General features: G+C 41.0%; 18 protein-coding genes. 10 read left to right on the forward strand and 8 right to left on the reverse strand.

Going from position 1 to position 24176, the window contains the following annotated elements:
* Window positions 1–17 precede the first annotated feature (17 nt).
* Entirely contained in the window at window positions 18–2099 is a 2082-nt protein-coding gene (locus ACEQ81_RS01580; RefSeq protein WP_411029090.1) for a TonB-dependent receptor family protein, read from the forward strand.
* Here the strand turns inward: ACEQ81_RS01580 and ACEQ81_RS01585 are convergent.
* Both ACEQ81_RS01585 and ACEQ81_RS01590 read right to left on the reverse strand, forming a co-directional pair.
* The gene (locus tag ACEQ81_RS01585) at window positions 2096–3646 is read right to left on the reverse strand and encodes a glycine--tRNA ligase (protein WP_411029091.1); all 1551 of its coding nucleotides are present in this window, start codon (window positions 3644–3646) and stop codon (window positions 2096–2098) included. The two genes, ACEQ81_RS01580 and ACEQ81_RS01585, sit on opposite strands and share 4 nt — an antisense overlap.
* 38 nt (window positions 3647–3684) lie before the next feature.
* Window positions 3685–4581 carry a hypothetical protein gene (locus tag ACEQ81_RS01590; RefSeq protein WP_411029092.1) on the reverse strand — a complete coding sequence of 299 codons (897 nt, stop codon included), beginning with the start codon at window positions 4579–4581 and terminating at the stop codon, window positions 3685–3687.
* A gap of 124 nt (window positions 4582–4705) precedes the next feature.
* Here ACEQ81_RS01590 and ACEQ81_RS01595 point away from each other — a divergent pair, with 124 nt between their 5' ends.
* Entirely contained in the window at window positions 4706–5326 is a 621-nt protein-coding gene (locus tag ACEQ81_RS01595) for a ComF family protein (RefSeq protein ID WP_411029093.1), read from the forward strand.
* 29 nt (window positions 5327–5355) lie between these two features.
* Complete coding sequence (locus ACEQ81_RS01600) at window positions 5356–6993, forward strand: Ig-like domain-containing protein (protein ID WP_411029094.1); 1638 nt, start codon at window positions 5356–5358, stop codon at window positions 6991–6993.
* Here ACEQ81_RS01600 and ACEQ81_RS01605 read toward each other — a convergent pair.
* The 4 genes from ACEQ81_RS01605 to ACEQ81_RS01620 form a co-directional block, all read right to left on the reverse strand.
* Window positions 6977–7753, reverse strand: coding sequence for an amidohydrolase (locus ACEQ81_RS01605; protein WP_411029095.1), 777 nt, complete (start codon window positions 7751–7753; stop codon window positions 6977–6979). The genes ACEQ81_RS01600 and ACEQ81_RS01605 overlap by 17 nt on opposite strands.
* Window positions 7754–7767: 14 nt before the next feature.
* Entirely contained in the window at window positions 7768–8391 is a 624-nt protein-coding gene (locus ACEQ81_RS01610; protein WP_411029096.1) for an NUDIX hydrolase, read from the reverse strand.
* 11 nt (window positions 8392–8402) lie between these two features.
* A complete protein-coding gene (locus ACEQ81_RS01615) occupies window positions 8403–8879 on the reverse strand; it encodes an ankyrin repeat domain-containing protein (RefSeq protein WP_411029097.1) in 477 nt (158 codons plus the stop codon).
* A gap of 84 nt (window positions 8880–8963) precedes the next feature.
* A complete protein-coding gene (locus tag ACEQ81_RS01620; protein WP_411030356.1) occupies window positions 8964–10421 on the reverse strand; it encodes a catalase in 1458 nt (485 codons plus the stop codon).
* Window positions 10422–10671: 250 nt separating this feature from the next.
* On the opposite strand from ACEQ81_RS01620, the gene ACEQ81_RS01625 reads away from it, so the two are divergent.
* The 7 genes from ACEQ81_RS01625 (at window position 10672) to ACEQ81_RS01655 (ending at window position 19988) form a co-directional block, all read left to right on the forward strand.
* On the forward strand, window positions 10672–12504 hold the full coding sequence (locus ACEQ81_RS01625; RefSeq protein ID WP_411029098.1) for a PAS domain-containing protein: 1833 nt from the start codon (window positions 10672–10674) through the stop codon (window positions 12502–12504).
* A 2-nt stretch (window positions 12505–12506) separates the two neighbouring features.
* On the forward strand, window positions 12507–12908 hold the full coding sequence (locus ACEQ81_RS01630) for a response regulator (protein WP_411029099.1): 402 nt from the start codon (window positions 12507–12509) through the stop codon (window positions 12906–12908).
* Between the two features lie 19 nt (window positions 12909–12927).
* Window positions 12928–13569, forward strand: coding sequence for a CatA-like O-acetyltransferase (locus ACEQ81_RS01635; RefSeq protein ID WP_411029100.1), 642 nt, complete (start codon window positions 12928–12930; stop codon window positions 13567–13569).
* A 156-nt stretch (window positions 13570–13725) separates the two neighbouring features.
* Window positions 13726–14331, forward strand: coding sequence for a DinB family protein (locus tag ACEQ81_RS01640; RefSeq protein WP_411029101.1), 606 nt, complete (start codon window positions 13726–13728; stop codon window positions 14329–14331).
* 354 nt (window positions 14332–14685) lie between these two features.
* A complete protein-coding gene (locus ACEQ81_RS01645; RefSeq protein WP_411029102.1) occupies window positions 14686–18102 on the forward strand; it encodes a fibronectin type III domain-containing protein in 3417 nt (1138 codons plus the stop codon).
* Entirely contained in the window at window positions 18102–18455 is a 354-nt protein-coding gene (locus ACEQ81_RS01650; protein ID WP_411029103.1) for a hypothetical protein, read from the forward strand. The genes ACEQ81_RS01645 and ACEQ81_RS01650 overlap by 1 nt, the downstream gene beginning before the upstream one ends.
* Before the next feature lie 162 nt (window positions 18456–18617).
* Window positions 18618–19988 carry a hypothetical protein gene (locus tag ACEQ81_RS01655; RefSeq protein WP_411029104.1) on the forward strand — a complete coding sequence of 457 codons (1371 nt, stop codon included), beginning with the start codon at window positions 18618–18620 and terminating at the stop codon, window positions 19986–19988.
* A gap of 66 nt (window positions 19989–20054) precedes the next feature.
* On the opposite strand, the gene ACEQ81_RS01660 is transcribed toward ACEQ81_RS01655, so the two are convergent.
* Both ACEQ81_RS01660 and ACEQ81_RS01665 read right to left on the reverse strand, forming a co-directional pair.
* Window positions 20055–21407 carry a DUF5689 domain-containing protein gene (locus tag ACEQ81_RS01660; RefSeq protein WP_411029105.1) on the reverse strand — a complete coding sequence of 451 codons (1353 nt, stop codon included), beginning with the start codon at window positions 21405–21407 and terminating at the stop codon, window positions 20055–20057.
* A 9-nt stretch (window positions 21408–21416) separates the two neighbouring features.
* On the reverse strand, window positions 21417–24155 hold the full coding sequence (locus tag ACEQ81_RS01665; RefSeq protein ID WP_411029106.1) for a TonB-dependent receptor: 2739 nt from the start codon (window positions 24153–24155) through the stop codon (window positions 21417–21419).
* Window positions 24156–24176 lie beyond the last annotated feature (21 nt).

Here is a 24176-nt window from a genome sequence, read left to right on the forward strand (position 1 = left end):
TTCCAAACCCCCGTTTAATGAGAAAAATATTATTTCCTTTTGTTGCCCTTCTAATACAGCTTCAGTCAGTGCAAAGTCAGGTTACCCCTAAGGATTCACTAACCAATCTTGAAGAGGTAATTCTTGTAGACGAGCTAAACCAAAAACAAGCTACAGGAATTACAGTTTCCAGCATCATTGGCAGCCAAACGTTCGAAAATTTTGGCCCCTTGGATCTTACCACAGCTATAAATCAGGTAGCTGGGGTCTACATTCTATCGGGCGCGTTGAACACCAACCGGATTACCATAAGGGGAGTAGGTGCCAGAACTCCTTTCGGCACGGATAAACTAAGGCTTTATTACAACAATATCCCAGTTACCAACGGTACGGGGTTTTCTACCATTGAAAGTTTTGATTTGGAAAATCTTGGTGGTGTAGAAGTTATAAAAGGACCTAAAGGAACCGCATTTGGGGCCAATTTAGGGGGTGCCATTTTACTAAGGTCCAAAAGCTCCTCTTTAGAATCTACGCAACTATCAAATAGCTTCACCGTGGGTTCCTACAACCTCATTAAAGACAATCTTGCTTTTGAACATCAAGAAGAAAATTTCTCTTTTCAAATGCGTTATAACTTCTTGGAAACAGATGGCTATAGACAGAACAATAGATTTCAACGAAACGGTGTGCTCTTAAATTCGGCCTATGAATTCAATGATAACAACAAAATAAGCCTCTTGTTGAATTACATAGACTACGAAGCTGAAATACCTAGTTCGCTTAGCAGAACAGCAATTGACGAAGACCCAACCCAGGCCGCCGCCAATTGGTTGGCCGCTCAAGGTTTTGAGGCCAATAAGTATACATTGTTAGGTTTGTCATATCATCATCGGTTCAGTTCCAGATTGGAAAATACCACGGGGATATTCTATACGTATTTAGATCACTACGAGCCTCGCCCTTTTAATATTTTAGATGAATTTACCAATGGATACGGGTTTAGGAGTGTATTCTCCGGAAACTTTGGGGCTAAAGAAAAAGACATAACCTATACGCTTGGTGCGGAATTGTATAAGGACGAATACAATTGGGGTACTTTTGAAAATTTATTTAGGGAAAACGATGGCAATGGTAGTCTGTTGGGAGATCAAATTAGCGATAACCGCGAATTCCGAAGACAGTTTAGTGCCTTTGGATCAATTTCGTTCCCGTTTACGGATAAATTTATTGTTCAGGCAGGTCTTAACCTCAACAAAACACATTACGATTTTAGGGACCTTTTCAATACCGGAAGTCTTAACCGTAATGCCAAACGAAATTTTGATGCCATATTTTTGCCCAGTTTGGACCTTACCTATGACCTTGCCGGCGGCCATACCATTTTCGCAAATATTAGTAGAGGTTTCTCCAATCCAAGTTTAGAAGAAACCCTAACCCCGGATGGGGTTATAAATCCGGATATAGAACAAGAGACCGGTACCAACTACGAATTGGGTACCAACCTGCTGCTTGCCAAAGGAAAACTGATCTTAAATCTAAGCATCTATCGCATGGATGTTAAAAACCTCTTGGTAGCCCAGCGCACTGGTGAGGACGAATTCTTGGGTAAAAATGCAGGGAAAACAAAGCATCAGGGGGTAGAGTTTTATGGGGAACATACTATAAATCTTAGTACAAAACTCAAAGCCAGGCCTTTTGCTAGCTATACATATAACGATCATAGTTTTGTGGATTTTGTAGATGGGGACAACGACTTCTCTGGCAACCCGCTCACCGGAGTGCCTATGCATCAGGTAAACGCTGGCGTGCAAATAAACCATGTAGGCGGTATTTTTTGGAATACCACCTATCAGTATATCGATAGAATTCCACTTACCGACAGCAATACCCTGTACAGTAATGCCTTTAGACTTTTCAACACAAAGTTGGGCTATAATAAGAAGATATCGGAAAGCTTTTCGGTAGCGCTTCATTTAGGTATAAACAACCTTTTCAATACTTCGTACACACGATCTGTATTGATCAATGCCGTAGGTTTTGGTGGTTCCGAACCTCGTTATTTTTATCCGGGCGATGCCAGAAATTACTATACCAGTGTTCAGTTTAGATATTTCCTCTAGATCTTATCCAGCTTTTGCAACCAATTTTTAACCTCTACCTCTTTGGCAATCTGGTCTTTTAACTCCGTTATGGCAATACGTTGTTGTTCCATGGTATCTCGATGCCTTATCGTTACCGTGCGGTCTTCCAGGGTTTGGTGATCTACGGTAATACAGAATGGGGTCCCTACGGCATCTTGTCTTCTATAACGCCTTCCTACAGCATCTTTCTCATCATAAATAACGTTAAAATCCCATTTTAGGGTTTCTACGATTTCATGAGCTACTTCTGGCAAACCGTCCTTTTTTACCAAAGGTAAAATGGCAGCTTTGGTAGGTGCAAGTACTGCGGGTAACTTAAGTACGGTACGCACAGTATCGTTTTCTAGTTCCTCTTCTTGCAATGCATTGGAAAATACTGCCAGAAACATGCGGTCCAAACCAATGGAAGTTTCTACCACGTAGGGCGTGTAGCTCTCATTAAGTACCGGATCAAAATACTGTAACTTTTTGCCAGAAAACTTTTCGTGGCTTCCCAAATCAAAATCTGTACGCGAGTGTATCCCTTCCAATTCCTTAAACCCAAACGGAAATTTAAACTCAATATCTGCTGCCGCATCGGCATAATGGGCCAATTTCTCGTGGTCATGAAAGCGATAATTCTCTTCTCCCATACCTAGGGACAAATGCCATTTTAAACGGTTCTCTTTCCACTTCTCGTACCATTCTTTCTGCGACCCCGGTCTTATGAAAAATTGCATCTCCATTTGCTCAAATTCGCGTTGGCGAAAAATGAACTGTCTGGCCACAATCTCATTTCGAAAAGCCTTTCCCACTTGGGCAATCCCAAAGGGAATTTTCATACGTCCGGTTTTCTGTACATTCAGAAAGTTTACGAAGATACCCTGCGCAGTCTCTGGCCTTAGGTAAAGATCCATGGCACTATCCGCAGAGGCACCTAGCTTGGTACCGAACATTAGGTTAAATTGTTTTACATCGGTCCAATTTTTAGAACCCGAAACAGGGCATACGATGCCGAGCTCTTCAATCAACAATTTTACATCTGCCAAATCTTCTTTTTCCAGGGACTTCCCCATTCGGCTCAAGATCGTGGCTGCTTTTTCTTTATAGCCCAGTACACGGGGATTGGTACTTAGAAATTGATCTTTGTCAAAAGCATCTCCAAAACGTTTTCCTGCTTTGGTAACTTCTTTATCGATCTTGGCCTCAATTTTGGCCACATAATCTTCTATGAGAACATCGGCGCGGTATCTCTTTTTTGAATCCTTATTGTCAATCAAAGGGTCGTTGAAGGCATCTACATGCCCAGATGCCTTCCAGGTGGTAGGGTGCATAAAAATGGCGGCATCGATACCTACAATATTTTCGTTCATCTGAACCATGGCCTTCCACCAATAGTCCCTGATGTTTTTCTTTAATTCCGCACCGTTCTGCGCATAGTCATATACCGCACTAAGGCCATCGTAAATTTCGCTGGATTGGAATACATAACCGTATTCCTTAGCATGCGATATTACTTTCTTAAATTTATCTTCCTGATTTGACATTTGGCAAAAATAGAATTTTTTGCCCTAGAAATTGAAAATTATTTCAACCGAAATTCTGAAGATGCAAGTAATTTTTCATCTTCAAAAACATTAAGGGTATACGTACCCTCTGCCAAGGATCCCGATGGGATGGTAATTACATCACAAACACTTACTTCTTCTCCCATGAAAATAAGCTCTACGCGTTTGCTATAGATATTTCCATTTACTGAAATGGTATTGGCGTTATCCTCAATAATTTCTTTGTTTGGTCCTAAGAATTGGAAATACAAAACTTTCTCTTCACTATTGGCATTTGGGTTTCCTACAACGGTAACACACCCTCTAAGTTTTTCAATAGTAGAGGCTTTGTTGGTTTTAATTGGCCTACCAGCTCTTAATCTAAACCCACTGCCTTCTGAATTCTGTAGTTTTAAGTAGCTTTTTGTCCTAAGTTCGTTGCTTAATTCCCTATTCTTTCTTCTTAATAAGGCTTCGGCTTCTGCCAATGTGCTGCTTTTACCCCTTAGTTCTTCTATCTTTTTATTGGTCTCCTCAAATTTATCGGCAAGGAGCATATTGTTATATTTAAGGAAATTGTTTTTAAGCTTCAGGCTATCGTGCCTAGCTTCCAATTTCCGAAGTTCTTTTTTGTACTCCCTTAATTTAACTACGGTAAAATTGAGCCTTCCTACTGAATCCAATAATTGTTGTACGCGATATCTAGAATCTTGTAATTCAATTTCGTTTACCTCGTTAAGGGCCGAAAGCCGATCTACCTCCGTTTTCATTAAAGTAAGGTCTTTTACCAATAATCCTTTTTCCTCCTCCAAAAAGCTAATTTGGGTCTTGGATTGGGCGTAACTGTAATAAAAGGCAATTAATATACCTAATATCACGGCCACCAAGGCGGTCAGGATTATTTTATAATTGAATTTACTATCTTGAAGGTCCATCAATAAGTAGGTAATTAAATTAGGTTTTAGAATTTAAGATTTGGTCTTATCTAAGCTTTCAAATATACTAAATGATATCAACACAATCCTACTGCCACAGGTATGTTTTGGATGTAATGCACACTTGCGTAGAGGTGAACGATTATTATGTACACTTTGTCGGAATCAGCTACCACTCACCGAGTACAATTTTATCGATGAAAACCCAATTGATCGCATTTTTTACGGAAGAATTAACATAAAAAAGGCAAATTCCTTCCTGTTTTACTCCGAAAAAGGGATAGTAAAAACGTTAATTCACTACTTAAAGTATAAAAATCAGCCACAAATTGGGTCTTTTTTAGGCAACTGGTATGGTCAAATTTTAGCAGAGACCGGTACCCTTAACCAAATAGACTTAGTAGTACCGGTACCCTTGCATTGGAAAAAACTAAGAAAAAGGGGGTATAATCAGGTAAGTCACTTTGCAGAGCTCTTGGCTCATTATATCAATGCCCGGTATATTGATGATTTATTGATAAAAACGGCAAATACCAAGACCCAAACTGGTAAGGGTCGTACATTTAGATGGCAAAACGACAGGGATCTCTATATACTATCCGATCCTCAGCTTTTAAAAGGCAAGAACGTACTTTTAGTTGATGATGTTATTACTACCGGCGCTACTATAGAGGCTTGCGGTAGAGCATTGAAAAGCGCCGATGATGTTAATATTTATGTTGTTTCCATGGCCGTTGTACCCTAATTTTACAATTCTGTAAAATAGTCGTTTCTTTGCTCTCATACTTTAGGTTTACCATGGTTCAACGCATTCTAGGATATCTTTTTTTAGTGTTTATGGTACTGGCTTTTCTTCAATGTGCCAGACGTGGCAATCCTACTGGTGGCCCCAAGGATGTTACTCCTCCGCAGCTGGTAAGGGCCGACCCGGAAAACATGACAATCAACTTTAAAGAAAAGAAGATAAAACTGTATTTTGATGAATATGTAAAGCTAGAGGACGTTCAAAACCAGCTTATAGTATCTCCCCCCTTAAAATATACCCCAATAATTACGCCTCAGGGGTCTGCCAATAAATATGTGGAAATTACCCTGAAAGACACTTTAAAAGAAAATACCACATACACCCTTAATTTTGGGCAAAGCATCGTAGATAACAATGAAGGAAATCCTAACAGTTATTTAACCTATGTTTTTTCTACCGGTGATTATATCGATTCCCTTTCGCTTACCGGGGTGGTAAAAGATGCTTTTAATAAGTCTGCCGATACCTTTATCAGTGTAATGTTATACGAAATTGATAGTGCCTACACGGATTCTACCGTTTATACAAATCCTCCCAATTACATTACGAACACTTTGGATAGTACCACTATTTTTCAGTTAAATAACCTTAAAGCTGGCAAATATGCTATGCTAGCCGTGAAAGACGAGGCCAAAAATAACGTCTTTGATCAAAAAACGGATAAAATTGCCTTTCTTAGGGACACGGTATTCTTACCCACGGATTCTATTTTTCTTTTGACCTTGTTTAAAGAAATACCAGACTTTAGTTTTTCGGTTCCCACATTTGCAGCCAAGAACAAGATAATTTTTGGATATCAGGGTGATGGGGCGGATATTGAGATAGCGCCTTTGACCACCATTCCGGATACTGTGCGTACCCTTATTGCCAAAGAGCAAGATAAAGATTCCCTAAACTTTTGGTTTACCCCTTTTAAGGCAGATTCCATTGTTTTTAGATTAAGTAGTAATCGTCATCAGGTAGTAGATACTTTTACGGTAAAAAGCAGAAAATTGGGTATAGACTCGCTAAATGTCAACGCCAGTCAACGTGGTTCCGTAGGTTTTGAAGAACCTTTTTATTTAAGTGCCAACATTCCTATACAGAAAATAGATACTTCCCAGATAAAAATCATCAACAGGGATTCTACCAATATAAGTGCCACTTCGATTTTGGACACAATAAAGAATAGGATTAATATCGATTTTGAGGTAACTCCTAACGAGAGCTATGGGGTAACGATCTTACCGGGAGCTTTGGAAGACTTCTTCGGAACGGAAAATGATACACTATCTTATCGCCTAGCTACAAAAAGTTTTGCTGATTTTGGCAATTTAAGATTAACGTTGGGCGGAAATGTTACATACCCTTTGATTGTGCAGCTTACCACAGAATCTGGTGAGGTTGTTAGGGAAATCTATGCAGATATCCCCAGAACGTTCGAATTTAATAATCTTGACCCCCTAAAATATTTGGCCCGAGTTATTTTTGATACCAATGGTAACGGAAAATGGGATACGGGCAACTACCTTAAAAAAATACAACCAGAACGCGTAAGTTATTATCCCCAAGTAATAGAAGTACGGGCCAATTGGGAATTGGAACAGTCGTTTATACTTTCAAATTAAATTGGTCCCTATCTGCCAAAAAGTTTAATTTTTTGCGTGTTTCGATCAGTTTGGTTTTGTCTAGAGTGGCATAAATTATGGTTTCTTTTGTTGCATACCCCAATTGTTCGCCCAGCATATCATAAACTGCCGAATGTCCTGGATAACGGTGTCCTAAAGCATCACTACCTATTCTATTTACACCAATGCAATAAGCCATATTCTCTATAGCGCGGGCCTTCAACAAAGTGTCCCAAGCGCTTATTCTGGGTTCGGGCCAATTGGCTACATAGAGCACTACATCATATAATTCAGTATTTCTTGCCCATACTGGAAAACGAAGATCGTAGCAGATTAATGGACATATCTTAAAGCCTCTGTAATTCACAATCAACCTTTGTTTACCTGCCCGGTATACCTTGTCTTCGCCCGCTAAAGTAAAGGTATGTCGTTTGTCATAGAAATGGTATTCCCCATTGGGCTCAACAAAAAAAAGTCTATTGGAATAGGTTCCATTTTCTGCGAATGACAAACTGCCCACTAACGCACAACCCTTTTGGCCGGCCATTTTAATCATCCACTCAAGGGTGTTTTTTCCCTCGTTGCTTTCAACATGTTGGGGTGTCATTGTAAACCCGGTAGAAAACATCTCTGGCAAAACCACCAAGTCTACCTCTGGTGGTAGCCCCTCTAGTTTCCTAGAAAAGGCATCCCTGTTTTCCTGTGGAGCTTCCCAGGCCAAGGAAGACTGTATTAAGGCTACATTTAGTTTAGTTGTCATTTTAGATACATGTTCTAATCAAAATACACTACCTTGTTTTTGTCCATCGCCATTTTAAACAATTGTTGCAACTGAGGTTTAAGTATTCTATCTTCGGATAACTCCGGTAAATTGTCCATCCCAAAAAACGCAGTATCTAAAATATCGAAGCTAGGCTTTAGTTCACCGTCGTTGATAATACAGAGAAATACCAATTTATATATGTAAAAAGGTTGTGGGGGATGGGGATGACATTTTTTATCATATACCGCCAACAATCTGTCTACAGATACATTTAAGCCTGTTTCTTCCTCTATTTCCTTAACAATTACTTCAGATGCGGTAAACCCCACATCTGCCCAACCACCTGGGATGGTCCATTTGCCATCTTCGCTTTCACGGGCCATCAATATTTCGTTTTCGGAGTTTAGAACCAATCCCCTTACATCAACTTTGGGTGTTGGGTAGTCCTCTACCGGCATATAAAAATCCTTTAGCTTTCCTAAGGGTTGATCGGTGATATCGGCCAACATATGAAGTCCTATTTCTTTTATTTCTTCATATCGCTCACGGTCATAACCCTGATCCGAATAAACCAACCCCGTATCTGCCAAAGCATTTATCCTCTTTATTCGTTCTAACTGTTCTCTTAGATTCATGTGCAATTAAGTTAAGCTTCAAACAAAGCTATCAATGCCGGTATACCCTGCATCTTTGCATGGTCCAAAGCCGTGTTTCCCCTGGCATCCTTTGCTTGGGTATCAGCGCCATTAGCTATTAACAGTTTTGCTATTTCTTCGCGATTGAATGTAGCGGCATAGATAAGACAGGTTGCTCCCATGGAATTACTCTCATTAACATTGGCCCCTTTTTCTATTAGGCTTTTGGCAATTTCTGTAAACCCTTTAAAACATACACCCATGAGTGCGGTATTCCCGGAAGCGTCCTTTTCATCTATTTTGGCTCCCTGGTCCAATAAAAAATTGGCAATATCCTTATGGTCATAATAGGTTGCCAAAATTAGCGGTGTAGACCCACGAGAATCCTTGGTATCCACTATCTGAGGAGTATCTTTAACAATTTCTTCCACGGCTTCCAAATTACCGTTCCGGATTTCATTAAAAAACAGTTCCTTGCTCTTTTCCATTTGGATAAATGTATAAAAAAACTGCCACTTCCAAAGGTATTTTTGAAGTGACAGTCTTTGATTAATATGTGTTATTATGTTTTCTTAATAATCGGCCATCTGCGAAATACCCAAGGCTTTGCGCACACCATCACCATATTCCTGATCGGCCTTGTCAAAATGTACAAGTTGCCTTTCTATGATGTCCATGGACACGCCGTCCATTGCAGCCGCTATATTGCTATACAGGCGCGCTTTTTGTTCAGCATTGAACATTCTGAATAGGTCTCCGGGTTGTTTGTAATCCCCGAAGGTATCATTCTCTTCATATCGCATAATATCTCCATTTATTTTCATTGGTGGTTCTTCCACACTTTGGTCCTCAAAGGCACCATCTTTAGTATTAGGTTCGTAATAAGCATCAGGATTTCCAAAATCATTGGTAAAAAAGCGCATAGCACCATCTTTATGATAATGATTTACTTCGTTTAAGGGCATATTTGCAGGCAATGCCTCGTAGTGGGTTCCCAATCTATATCTATGAGCATCTGCATAGGAGAATATTCTTGCCTGTAAAACTTTGTCTGGAGAAAAACCGATTCCCGGAACCACATTGGAGGGTGAATAAGCGGCATTCTCAATATACTGCCAATAGTTTTCTGGGTTTTGGTTGAGTTCTATTTCTCCTACTTCAATCAAAGGATAATCTGCATGAGGCCATACCTTGGTAAGGTCAAAAGGATTATAGGGTGTTTTTTCCGCATCGGCCTCTGGCATAATCTGTACTTTCATCGTCCATTTTGGAAATTTCCCTTGTTCTATGGCACCGTATAGCTCTTCTTGATATTTTTCTCGTGTTTGCCCTATAACTTCTGCGGTTTCTTCGTTTGTATAATGCTTATGACCTTGTTGTGTCTTAAAGTGGAATTTTACCCAAAAACGTTCGCCGTCATTATTCCAAAAACTAAAAGTATGTGATCCGTACCCGTTCATATGCATAGGAGAAATAGGAATGCCCCTATCGGACATAAGAATGGTTACCTGATGCAAGCTTTCCGGAGATAATGACCAGTAATCCCACATAGCCTCTGGTGAACGTAAATTAGTCTTAGGATGCCTTTTCTGTGTATGTATAAAATCGGGGAATTTGTAACCATCCCTAAGAAAAAAAACAGGGGTATTATTACCAACCAAATCCCAGTTTCCTTCTTCGGTATAGAATTTTAATGAAAATCCACGTACATCCCTTTCGGTATCTGCCGCTCCCATTTCCCCTGCAACAGTTGAAAACCGGGATAGGATGGGCGTTTGCTTTCCTACTTCAGAAAATAACTTTGCACGCGTATATTTGGAAATGTCCTTAGTTACGGTAAAAGTTCCCATAGCACCCCAACCTTTTGCATGCACTACACGTTCTGGGATACGCTCTCTGTTTTGATGTGCCAACTTTTCAAATAATTTGTAGTCTTGCATTAAGACCGGACCTCTTTTTCCTGCAGTTTGAGAACGCTGGTTATTGGTTACCGGAGCCCCTGCAGAGGTAGTCAATTTTTTCTTCATGATGTTATGTATTTAGGCCGTCGTTTTATAACCTTTTCAACGGGTAGATTAGCATGTTTAAAAATACAAAAATTAACCCCTAAAGAATAGGCAGACAATATTAAAATATTATTAAATAATAGTTTTTATCTATTTCAAGATGTTTTCCCGCCATGCTCTTTTACTTAAGTAACCAACATACTGTTCTTCAAAATATCCGAGTAATTTCTTACGTTATAAAAATTAAGTATTATCTTTATTTAAACCCACCACATTGGAAACCCTGTCGATAAACTTTCTCATAAAGGATTCGCCCACGGCAGTCTGTATTTTAGATACCACGCTGTGTTTTATTGGTCATTCTAAAATTTGGTCGCAACAGTTTGGGCTTACCGATCAAAATATTTTAGGTAAGTCTTTCTATGATATCATTCTGTATACTCCCAAAGAACTAAAGACAATCCATAAAAAGTGCTTAAAGGGGAACACCAATATGGAGGAAGACCAAAAACTTGTTCATCCAAATGGTGGTCTTCAATGGCTTAGGTGGAAAATAAATTCTTGGAAAAAAGACAGCGGGGAAGTAGGAGGACTGATCATCATTGCCGAAGACATTACAGAAAGTAAACGAAAAGAAGAGCTTTTACTAAAAGCGAAAAGGGTAGCCCGAATCGGAGGCTGGGAAATGGACCTAATAACCAATAAACTGTATTGGACGGAAATAACAAAGGAGATCCATGAAGTTTCTCCTGATTATATTCCCAATTTGGAGGAAGGCATCAATTTTTATAAGGAAGGCGAACATAGGGAAAAAATAGCAGCTTTGGTAAGTGAGGCCATCAGTTCTGGAAAGCCATGGGATACGGAGTTGCAAATTGTAACCGCAACCGGAAAATGTCTTTGGGTAGAGGCTAAAGGAGAGGCCGAAATTGTAAACAATAAATGTGTGAGACTTTTTGGCACGTTTCGGGACATTGACGAAAAAAAGAAAGCGGCCCTAAAATACCAGGAAGTATCCGATAGATTTGCCATAGCCTCCCAAGCCACCAATATAGGTGTCTGGGAATACATAATTCCCGAAAATACATTAATCTGGGATGACAATATGTACAGCCTTTACGGTATTAAAAAAGGTGATTTTATTGGTGAAGTAGAAGCCTGGGAGACCAGCGTGCACCATGAGGATAAGGAAAGGTGTCAAAAAGAGGTGGAACTGGCCATAGCCGGTAAAAAGGAATTTAACACAGAATTCCGTGTAGTATGGCCCAGTGAAGAAATACGTTACATTAAAGCAGAATCTACCGTTCGGCGAGATGCTGATGGAAACCCCATTAGAATGATCGGGGTAAACTGGGATATTACCGAAATAAAAAGGGCCGAGGAAAAACAAAGAAAACTAATGAAGGTCACCAATGAGCAAAACAATAATCTGCTGAACTTTGCCCATATTGTAAGCCATAACCTTAGATCGCATGCCAGTAACCTTTCCATGCTTACAGGATTTCTATCGCAGGAGATGGCCCCTGAAGAAGAAAAAGACCTTACAAAAATGCTCTTGGCCGCTTCCGAAAGTCTTAACGAAACAGTTGCCAATTTAAATGAAGTGGTGCAGGTAAAAATTGGAGCCCTGGAAAAAGTTAAAAATGTAAATCTGTATAAAACCCTTAAACAAGTACAAAAAAATGTTAGTGTGCTACTAAAAGATAAGGATGCCAAATTAATAACCGATGTTAAAAAAGAAATGAATATCTCCGCGGTTCCTGCCTATTTGGATAGTATTCTCCTTAACCTCTTTACCAATAGCTTAAAGTACAGTTCTCCCGACAGAAGGTTAATAATAAAAATCAGTACAGAAGAAAAAGACGATAAAATAATCGTTAATTTTAGTGATAATGGTTTAGGGATAGATCTTAAAAGACATGGTCAAAAACTATTTGGCATGTACAAGACCTTTCATAAACACAAGGACGCCAAGGGCATTGGTCTGTTCATTACAAAAAATCAAATGGAGGCCATGAACGGAAAGATCGTTGCTGAAAGTACCGTGAATGCTGGTTCTACCTTTAAATTGTATTTTGACCGCCCAGAAACAAAAACAAGGAGTTAATAATGAATAAAATAAAGATATCCTGTATCATAGATGACGATCCTATTTTTGTGTACGGCACAAAACGTATGATGAAACAAATAGATTTCTGCGAGGATATTATGGTGTATGTAAATGGACAAGAAGCCTTGGACGGACTTACCAATCTAAAGAAGAAAGGAGGCAATTTGCCGTCCGTAATATTCCTAGATCTAAATATGCCCATAATGAACGGTTGGGAGTTTTTGGACGACTTTTTACAGATTCTTGATAACGGTCAGGATAAGGTAACCATCTATATAATAAGTTCTTCCGTAGATCCGTTAGAATTAGATCAGGTTAAAAACTATAGCATAGTCCGTAATTATATATTAAAACCTCTTACCCCGCAGGATTTGAAAAACGTACTTAAGGAAGTAGCGTAATCCTAATGCTTACCAGTATATGAAGGAAATTATTTTTAAAAGCGAACATCGTAAAAAGCATTTTAAGTTTTTTAATTCGATGAGCAAGCCGTATTTTAATATTACGGCCAATGTGGATGTAACATCACTCTTATCCCATATTAAAAAAGAAAAACTCCCGGTTACCCCTAGTATCGTTTATCTCATAGCCAAGACCGCTAATGCCATTCCGGAACTCCGTTGGCGCATACGCGAGGGTAAGGTTGTGGAACACCGTATTGTACATCCTTCGTTTACCGTATTTACCGAAGTTGCAGATGTTTTCAGCTTTTGTACGGTGGCCTACCAAAAGAATGCCAAAGAGTTTATCAGAACCGCAGAAGAACAAAGCAAACGCATGCGCAACGAACCCAGCTTGGAAGATGAGAAGGACAGGGACGACTATCTCTTTTTATCGGCCATCCCTTGGGTTAGTTTTACAGGCTTTGAACATGCCATGCACCAGAATCCTTCAGACAGCGTTCCTCGCATTACCTGGGGTAAGTTCTTTGAGTTAAACGGAAAGACCCTTATGCCGCTTTCCTTGCAATTGCACCATGCCGTTGCAGATGGGAGACACGCAGGGAAGTATTTTGAACAGTTGGAAAATCTGTCCAAAAACCCCAGCCTCCTTTTTGAGTAATACCCTTTTAACAAACGTAATTTCTAAAGTTTTACTCCCACCTCTATTTTTCTTTTTAAAAAAACTTTAATTAATGTCCAATTATCAATTAACTTATTCGTCCTACGTGTTAAAGGAAACAATTGAAATTAGTAACAACCGAAAAATTTATTGAAAATGAAAAAAGTTATCTTACCGATCGTGTTATTGGCGTTCGTTGGTTTTGGGGTTTTAGAAACGGGACTAACAGATATGGAACGGGAATTCGCCATCAAGGAAATGAGCAAGACACAAGACCATTTGCTAAGTACTGTAGCAGGACTTAGTGAGGTCCAACTTTCTTTTAAGCCAGATTCTACGGCCTGGTCCATCTCAGAATGCGTGGAGCATTTGGCCATTTCTGAAAATGCCTTTGATCAAATGCTGCAAGGTTCTTTGCAGGCCCCTGCAGATCCTGCCAAACGCAATGAAGTAAAAATGACCGATGAGCAATTATTGGGTATTATTACCGACAGAAGCAAGAAGGTAAAAACCCGTGAATCTTTTGAACCCACAGGAAAATTTGGCAGTCATGAAGAAACCCTAAAAGCCTTTACGGCCAAACGGGCAGAACACATTGAATACGTAAAAAGTACCGAAGATGAGTTACGCTACCACTATGGCCAATTACCATTTGGTACTATAGATGCTTACCAGGTGTTACTTTTTATGTCTGGCCATACGGAACGCCATATAAAGCAGATGGAAGAAGTTAAAGCCCATGAAAATTTTCCTTCTGAATAAGCATTATAGCTTACAATTAAAATATAAACCACCTTTCTAAAACAGAGAGGTGGTTTTTTTGTTGATAACATTTTTTCCCTCTTAAACTCTTTTTTTGAAAACGTAAGTTTTTTAGTACATTTGAATTCCGCCCAATAAGTATCCCCTATAATATTTTATTGATTTGAATTGTGCCGACCATTGGGGTCGTTCACCATTCGATAGACTTTTTAGATCCCTTGGACGGAACGGCATTGCAGTGCCCACCTGCATTTGATGCCATTGTCCAGTTTTACTCCCCTATGACATGGTATCTTTTTTTCGATACCACAATGTTGAACGTGAATTTATTTATTGGACCAGATCCTAAATCTTATGCGATTACATTTTTACCTACACCTTTGGAAACCTATTGTTTTTATTAAAAAGGGTCTGCTACCACTCTTGTTATTTTTTACAATTATGGCCGTTGCCCAAGTGTTCCCGGTACAGGTAAGCCATAATCTGGTGCCGCCCTACAGCAGCAAGATCGGGGACTATGCCACGGGCCTCGGCACCAAGTTACAGCTCAGGCTCCTGCTCACCGATATCGGGGAGAGCAACCGGCAGGTGGGCCTACGGCTCAATATCAACGGCAACGGCATCAACGTGCGCTCGGCCCAGGTGGTAGTGGGCGCCCCCGCCATCTTCCTCAACGGGGGCGTGCTGCAACAGTTTACCAATGTGGAACTGGCGCCCTATTTTGAGCTGGCCAACCTTGAGGGGATAGGGCCTCGGGAATATGCCCGCCCCCTGCCCGACGGGGTGTACCGGATCTGCTGGGAGGTGTACGACCATTTCACGGGCAGGCCCATATCGCGCAACAGCTGTACTACGGCCTACCTGCTGCTCAACGATCCCCCGCTGCCCAATATCCCGGTACGGGGAGAACGGGTAGCGGACCGGGGCATCCCCAACATCATCTTCCAATGGACGCCCCGCCATGTGAACGCCATCAACGTCTCCTACGAGTTCGAGCTGCGCGAACTGTGGGACGATGGGATGGACCCCCAAGCGGCCTTTCTGGCCTCGCCCAACTACCATAGCGAGACCACCTTCGCCACCACGCTGCACTATGCCATCGGCAGGCCCGTACTATATCCCGGGCGTACCTATGGCTGGCGGGTAAGGGCGGTATCCACCACGGGGCTTGCGGAGAACGCCGTCTTCAAGAACAACGGCCATAGCGAGATCTACCACTTTACCATGGCGCGCGACTGCGACCCGCCCCTTTTTCCGCTCTCGGAGGCCCGGGGCCCCAAGAGCGTAAAGATCACCTGGCAGGACTCCCCCGATCACGGTGCCTACCACCTGCAGTACCGTAGGACAGGTGTGGAGGGCGCCCATTGGTTCGAGGTACATACAAAGAACGACCGGGCCACCCTTCAGGGCCTTTCCCCGGGGGCGGAATACGAGTTCCGAATAGGGGGCAGTTGCGACCCGCCCACGGAGCTGGCACCGGCGTACACCTATGGATCCATAACCCGTTTTACCATGCCCACCGAAGAGGGGTCCACGGGCTACAACTGCGGCTTTGTGCCCAGGGTGGAGATCACCGATACGGAGCCTCTGGACCATATCGGCATCAACGAGGTCTTTACCGCCGGGGACTTCCCGGTAACGGTAAAGGAGGTGGTCATGAACGATGGCAGGTTCACCGGCTGGGGCTACATTATAGTACCCTACCTGGCCGACACCCGCCTACGGGTAAGTTTTAAGAACATCCGCATAAACACCGAGGGACAGCTGATCGCAGGGAAGGTAACCACCGACTATGACCCCCAATGGGCAAACGTGGAGAGTGTGGAGGGGTTTGTGGACGGACTGGGAGAGGTGATCGATACATTGTCCGACCAACTGGAGGCCATCGTATCGCTCCTCAAAGAGAAAATGGAACTTGACCAACAAGTGGATGCCTCGATAAGGATCTTACAAGATAATCTTGAAGATCCGGATAACGGCCTAACGGAAGAACAGGAGAACAATATCCGACAGTTCATATCCGATAGAAAAAAAGTGGAAGAGGCCATTATCCGCGAGAAGGAAAAGATTGCCAATGGCGAAAGGGACGAACTTATAAAACAAAACCTTGCCTCCCAACTGGTGGACGAGGTACAGAACCCCTCCGAGGAGGAAATCAGTGACGTGGTGGATATCGATGGCCTGATCGCATTTATCAAGAAGAATGTTGAGGCGGGCAACGACAGGGCGGACTACAACAAGGGGGATTTCCACAAACGCACCGTTCTCCTTGAAGATCATAGAATGGATTACACCGCCCGGGATGGCACGAAAATAGGGTTGTACGTCAACCTCAATGGCAGTGGGACGATAGACCTGGCCCTCGGTCCCAACGGCACCTATAACGGGGTAAACCTTAAGATAGACACGGACGATCTTTTCCACACCGGGTTCTACCTGAACTTTGACTATGGGAACGAAGAAGGAACGGCAATCGAGATTTGGACCAAATCCTTTGAGGGGTACAGTGCCCTGCTACAGACTTTCGGTTTTAAGTTTGACGACACCTATGCGCTTTCCGTTTATGAACGGGCAATAGCCGGGGCGGGGAACGACTGTGACGACCTCGATGTCATCTATGAGACCATACCGCCCAAGGTGGCCAAAAAGTTGGGGGACAGGCAATTGTACAAAGACCTGAAACTATTGGTGGAGTGTAATATTTCCTCCCTGCCGAGGCTCTATGACGGTACGGACGAAAATCTGGCGGTCATCAACATCATGAACGCTTTTGATGAAAAGTACATATACGGTAAGATCGTTTCCGACCCAAGCATGTACATAGGCCTTTTTGATAGAATAGACCCCAAATACATTGCAGGCTATATAAGGTCCTTGACCAAAATAGGGCTGGCCAATTGGACAAGGCCGGAAATTGACCAAAGCCTTCCTTTCCCCTTGGTCCCTATCCATCACTATAGCGTGCTCGACCCACAGCGGCTCGATGTCAAGATCGTCGGCCTTTGCGGCCATAACAAAACCGAAAACAACTATGAGGTGGGCTACACCGCACATAGGTATGGCCCCGGTCCGTCAACGGAGCCGGTCAGCTCCAGATACAAAAAATTGGGGACCGTACGGCCCTTTGCCCCGGTGCATGCCAAATGGGAGGGGGACGATATTTTGTTGCCCGCAATGGCGGCGGGCCATTTCACCGATGAGGCGGTTGCGGAAACGACCGGTATCGTCCTAAACAATATTGCCGAGGTTCTTTTGCCCGAGTTTACCCGTTTAGGACTTAAATCCTTATCTTGGTTGGATGATTTGGGGAGGGCAGGAGATGAATTTTTAGAAGAGATTATATCGAGTATTCCAGCAAGCCAAAGAAACCTATATCATACAAATGCAGGGAGATTTGCTCCCTATAATGAAACTTTTAATGTTTTTTTAGTTAAACTAAACCCTATAGAAGATTATGTCAGAGTATATAAAAAATCAGTAGATGAAAATGGAGTTATTCTATCCAACAAAGTCAGTTATTGGTTTATGAGAAAAAAAGATATTACCAAAGCGGATGGCAGTATAATGACTCCTTTAGAAATAAAAAATAAATATGCACTTCCTGAAGCCCCAAGCCATTATACCAATGTTAATTTACCATCAGACAAACGGGTCTATAGAGGTGTCGTAAAAGAACAAACCCAACATGGTTGGGGTAATGGTGGTGGAATTCAATTTGAACTAAATGAAACACCTCAAAGCTTTTGGTTTTCTGGAGAAATTGGTCTTTAATGAAAATTAATTATAACGAAAATACACTGGTTTTTAAATCTGATACAGATGCAGATTTTATTGTTATAAATACAGAATGGCGAATTGTGTCATTTTCTATTAGTGAAAGTTATGTTGCTGTTTGTGAGGATTGGAAACATCTTGAATCGGATGAGAATACGACAATATATGACTCCAAAGGAAATTTTTTATTTAAATTGGACAGAGCTCCAAAATCCTTATATGAATTATCGGGTTACTATTCTGTAGTTAGTTTTAAATCTGAAAATATTTTAATAGCTCAAAGTGCTGATTATCGTTACGAAATTGATTTAGATACAAGAAGCTTTATAAAAGAAACTTTCACAAAATAGATTGAATTCCCGCTGCTCAAAGTCTCGTGACTTAGCAGAACTACCTCATACCCCTTCCAAACCTAGCCTCACCCATAACGATTCTTTTGGGTCGCTTGCTTTCCCAAAGTGACTTTTTTAAAAGAACTGTGTCTTAATCGGTATACCTTAAATCTAAATTATATGAAACTGATTGCCGAAATAAGTATTATGCTTTTCACGCTAACTATATGTGGCCAAAATATCAAAATTAAAAAAGGATTATTATCCATTGATAAAAAAGAAGTCTGCAAAGTTCAAAAAATAACAAAGACCCAATACAATATTACAGACTTTGAAGGCAATAAAATATTAAATGTTCAATTGGCTTTTGAAGATGTTGAAACCCTACAAGGCAACAAACAATTTAGTTATCTAGAATTTATGAAACCTGATGATAACGAAATTTACTATTGTGATTATGACATTACAGGTCTAAAGTTATCGTTCAGTATGGAAAAAACACTTGTAAGGCATTTGATTAAAAAAAATGAATTTTTAACCAAAAACGGCATTAATCACGAAGAAATAAAAAAGTTCTTCTCCAAGTCAAGGCCACGTAGCACAACAGCAGAAGAAAAACGTGAAGAATATATTGAGGCGTATAAAGCCGTTGAGAATTTTAATCTAAAAATCAAAGGTAATGAAATAGTAAAAGGAGGTGAGAAAGATACTATTGTGGGGAGCTACAAAACTCTTACTATAGAAAACCCTAGTAGAACGGTAATCGAAGTCTATGATGCTACAGGTTTTCTAACAGCAACGCATGATTTAGGTTATATTATTCTTTTTGATGGTAATAAAATTGAATTTAACGCATTTGCAAAGGACCCTGCTTCTAGTGCAAAAAAAGTAATAGAGCGTATTATAATAGCCGGTTATACTCTTGGAGATATGCAGACCAAAAAATACGATATCGCAATGGAAAAGAAACAGGAGGAAGTTAAACTGGAAAAACGCAATTCTCCTAATATTTATGACACCCTTGCTACTGTTTTTGATATTGAAAACAAAGAAATTAAAGGAGACATTACCCTTGAATTTCATGAGCTGGAAAGTCTAAAATCCAATGTCACCAGTCTTAAAAACTATGGTGGGGTTGCCACCCTAAAAACCATAAAGGAAAATGGTAGGGACAAATATACTGATTACAAAGCTCGGGATGGTGTCAGAATCTGTATTGATGGAACTGAGAAATGCTACAAAGGGATTAAAACAAAAGGGCTTATGGCGCCAAAATTTAATTTGGAAATTACCCGATTCGAAAATCTAAACCTCTACAAATCAATAACTTTTAGCTATTATATTATTAAGAAAGAAAATGCCAAAAATGGGTTGGTCATATCTACTTCCACCCTATTAAAGAAAGATAATTCAAAAAAAATGTTTGAGGAACTCTTTGAATACCTAGGGGATTGCCCAAAATTAAAGGATGAAATAAACGTACTTGAAATAGATTTGAATAACGAAAATCATCTACTAAAGATTGTGAACTCATATAACTCTTGTAAATAAAATTAAGTGCCAGCATGTTGTTTAAAACATAACAAGGGAGAATCCTCCCCGAGCCTACAATTTTAATCACCTCTCCCCAGGACCAAAATCCTCCGGGGCATTTTGCGGACTGTTAATGGTACCCGCATTTCCCGAATCGTTATAAATAGTCCATTCACTAAATGTATAGACAGCACTTCCCTCGGTAACCTCCGCCTTTCTAACCGCTCTGCCATCTTCAAATTCGTGATTTGTACCTGTCCCATCTTCGCCAACAATCCCGTAGGCATCGATTACGGTTCCAAAGGGATCTACCAGTTCCAAATTATCATCACCATTGGAATCTGCCGGACTGTTTGTGGTAACTCCTACATCCGGACCAAAACCATATACCGTTTCAAACTCGCTCTCATTAGGAGATATTACCAGGGTACTTGCCACACCTATGACAAATTGGGACAAATCAATAGTAGAGCTTACTTCGGTACTGGCGTTGGTATACCTGCGCAGTGTCCATCCATTTAAACTAAGCGACTCTTCCCCGGCATTATAAAGTTCCACAAACCGGGCTCCCGTATTGTTATTGGGGTCTGCCAATTCTGAAATAAAAATGGAGTTGGAGGTAAACTCCGTGACCAATTCTGCACATCGCTCATTAGAAAAATCAATATCTCCCAAATCTCGAACGATAAGTTTAGGCGTAGTGTTCTCTTTTATCAAAACCGCTGTAATATTTCCACTTCCACTGGGCAACAAGGCATCTCGAAAATCTGCAAACCCACTGTTTACAAGTTTTACGGTATTGTCCGCACAATCGATTAGGGTACGTTCCGTTTCCTCCTCAACATACGCAAATGGAAGGCCTACCTCTTCCTCTAAAACCTCTATGTCATTGACCACCACCAGTGTGTTGTTCATACCACCTTGCAACTGTTCAACGCTCATTGGCAAGGGTTCCATAGCAACCGGCTCATCGCAACTCTTAAAGATATGTTCCACAACCTTTGATCCTGGCAAACGCCCCACGGCAGGGTTTCCAAAAGCAGCAAAAACACCACCAAGCTTAAACACTCCCTTACTTTTTCCCAAATAGAGACCTTGCAATCTTATCAATATCTTGCTTCCAATTGGATATAGCACATGCGATTCCCTAACATCGACCTCCATTTGAAATCCTGCTGTTGGAGCTACCGGATTATCCTGTAAATACAAGGTCCCAAAAAAGTTTCCTGCCCTATCCGAAGAGATTACATAACCTTCAATAACCAAATCTTCTTGGATCTGTATCAGCTCATCAACATACATATTCTTAACGGTATCAAAAGAGGTATTTGCTGTTATTTCTGAGACGCAACCACTTTTAGGGGTATCAAAATCCGGGTTTTTAACACATCCCATACCAAGAAAAATAAAAAAGATAATTATTTGTTTCGATTTCATAGAACTCCCTTAAAAACTAATTGCAACATTTAAAAAGTAGGTACGCCCAAAGCCATACCAGTATTTGGTGCCAAATGAAGGTTGGCCACTTAATACATCTTGGGACAGCTCCCCAAAATTGCCATTTCTACTTTGCTCATACCCGCCAGTTTTAAAAACGGTATCGAATACATTGTTGACACTTGCAAAAACACTTATGTATTTATCTTTTATCAACCAAGATTTCCCACCAATCACATTCAATAGATAAAAATCTTCCATGGGTTTTTGGGCCAGTAATCGATTTACATTTTCTTCCGTGGCGTTGGGAAAGAACTCGCCGGTGTCTGGGTCTAGAAGAAAACTATCGGTTCTGGTTATGGTAGCAATATTGGCATAATTGTCCGTAAGATAGTTGGCCGTTGCCGCAACCCACCAATATTTAGGGTCTCTATAGGATACCCCAAGGGCATAAGCTTGTTGTGGTCCTTGTGCTAGTTTGTAATTCTTTATTTTTGCGGTTCCCAGGTTAAGGGTCCCTTCAACATTAATTAAATCTTCCTCACTCCCGGCGGTATCAAAATTTATACTTATATCAGGGTTGTTGGCATAAGTATATTTCCCTACGGCCGCCACGGCCGAAAGTTTCACCGAAGAAGACAATTGGTACTCTAGACCCACCTCCGAACCCCAATGAAGGGTCTTCAAATTGGTAATCACCTCCTGCACAAAATCGGACCCTACTCCCGATTCTACAAAGAAAAAATTAACATCCGTAAGATCTTGGAATTGAGTATAAAACCCTGTTATCCTACCTCTAAGTTTGGGTAAACGGATAAAATAATTGATATCGGCGCTGGTGATGGTCTCGCTACGCACCTCCGGAACTATCTGCCCATTTTCTCTAGGGTTTATGTAGGTATGCTGCATCACCGGGGGCTTTGTAAGATATGCAGCTTCAACACCTACCCAATGCCTGCCGTTGAACTTATAAGTACCCCCAGTTTTTAATCCATAGTTTGAAAAGCTTATCGCTTCACCCTTTCCTAAAGAATCTTCCAAAAACCGCTCGTTCTGAAAAAGTCCTTCGCGTTGGTAGCTGGCCTGATTATAAACGCCGGAAAGGAAACCGCTCCATTTTTTATGTTTTATATCGATTTGGGTAAAAATGCCCATTTCGTTTGCATTCATGGTATAGTTATATCCAAAAATGGCATCGTCACTCTTTAAAACATCCCCATTGACATCATTTCTGGTATTTGAAAATGGATCGATGTCCTCATGAAATTCTGCTCCCAATAAATCATTTATTTTGGCATAATTTTCGGAAGTAAGGGCCCTGTAGTTTACCCCAAAATCTATTTTTAGCATATTGCCAATTGTTAGATTGGCAGTACTATTAAGGCTTAGTTGACTATCCTTGGTGGTGTCGGCATATAGTATATAAGCAGCTTTCTTATCCTGTGCCAACAAGTTAGCATCGTAAACATTGGTCCAATTTATCTGTGGATTACCTAGGAAACCTTCCCGGGACAAATTAGCACTCACAAAATTGGCTCCAATAGGGCTATTGACATAGAAGCTTGGTAAGTTTCTATAATATGTTGGGTCTGGGTTAGGGGCATTGAAATAGCCAAGCCTACTTCTGGCGTTTATTCCCGTTTGATATGCGACCCCCGTATTTAACCTAAATTTTTTGGACTTGTAATAATAGTTGAGCATGGCCATAGGTTCTTGGATCTTGCGCTCCCGAGAATTACGCGCATCGCCATTTTGAAGCCCCCAATAGGGGTTATATTTTCTACCCACAAGATCAAAAACCTCTTCGGTAATAGCAGAAGACCTTCCACGCCTATTGGAAGCAAAAATAGTTGTAAGTGCTATACTATTTTTTGCATTAAACCGATATTCTGCTGCTCCAAAAAAGGAATAAGCGTCGTACAAGGTACCTTCCATATAACCCTGTTTGGCCCATCGTCTAGAGCCCGAAAAACTATAGGAAAAACCATTTTGGTCCACTCCCGAATTATATGTTGCCATTAGCCTGCCAGCATATGATCTGTTAGCTGCTGAGGCAGAAAAGCGAAATCCTGGCCTAAACCCGGACGGTCTTGTATCTATATTTGTAGTCCCTAAGATACCTCCAAAACCAAAATCAGAAACTCCCAAGCCATGACTAAATTCTTGGTTGCGCGTTACATCATTAAGTCCACCCCAGTTGTTCCACTGCGGGCGTCCGTTCAAAAATTTGTTCATTGGAATTCCGTTTATAAACACCTTGCCACGCTCGGAACCATAACCCCGTACCCTAAAAAATGCCTGTCCAAAATCAAAAGCCGCCCTATTTAGAAATACGTCCTTGGTTGCCTGTAAAAGTCCAAGAACATATGCGGGGTTTTCGTCCTCCGAAAAATCGGCCTCTGTTAAACTGATGAGGTTTTCAGTTTTTTCCAAAGTAATATCACGAGATAAATAAATGGTTCCCAAATCCAAGGTTTTACCTTCAAGAAAGATTGGGATTCTATTTTCTAGATAATCAGGAGCGGAAATATGCAAAACCCGTTCACCTGTCATATTCACAACAAGTTCCGCCACACCATTTGATGCGCTAATTGTGCTGCCCGAAATTCCCTCAATAGATAGGGTAGCATTCAGAACAGCCTTCTTGGTGAAATCATCAAGAATAAGCATGCTGATCGTAGTGGTATTCTGGGCATTTAGATACGGCAACAAAAATAGCCCCAGTAAAAAGAGACAAACGTATTTCATTGTAGGTCGGTAAGATTGGTG

Origin of the sequence: Spongiimicrobium sp. 3-5, assembly GCF_046557915.1 — a bacterium.
Taxonomy (GTDB): domain Bacteria; phylum Bacteroidota; class Bacteroidia; order Flavobacteriales; family Flavobacteriaceae; genus JBHEBG01.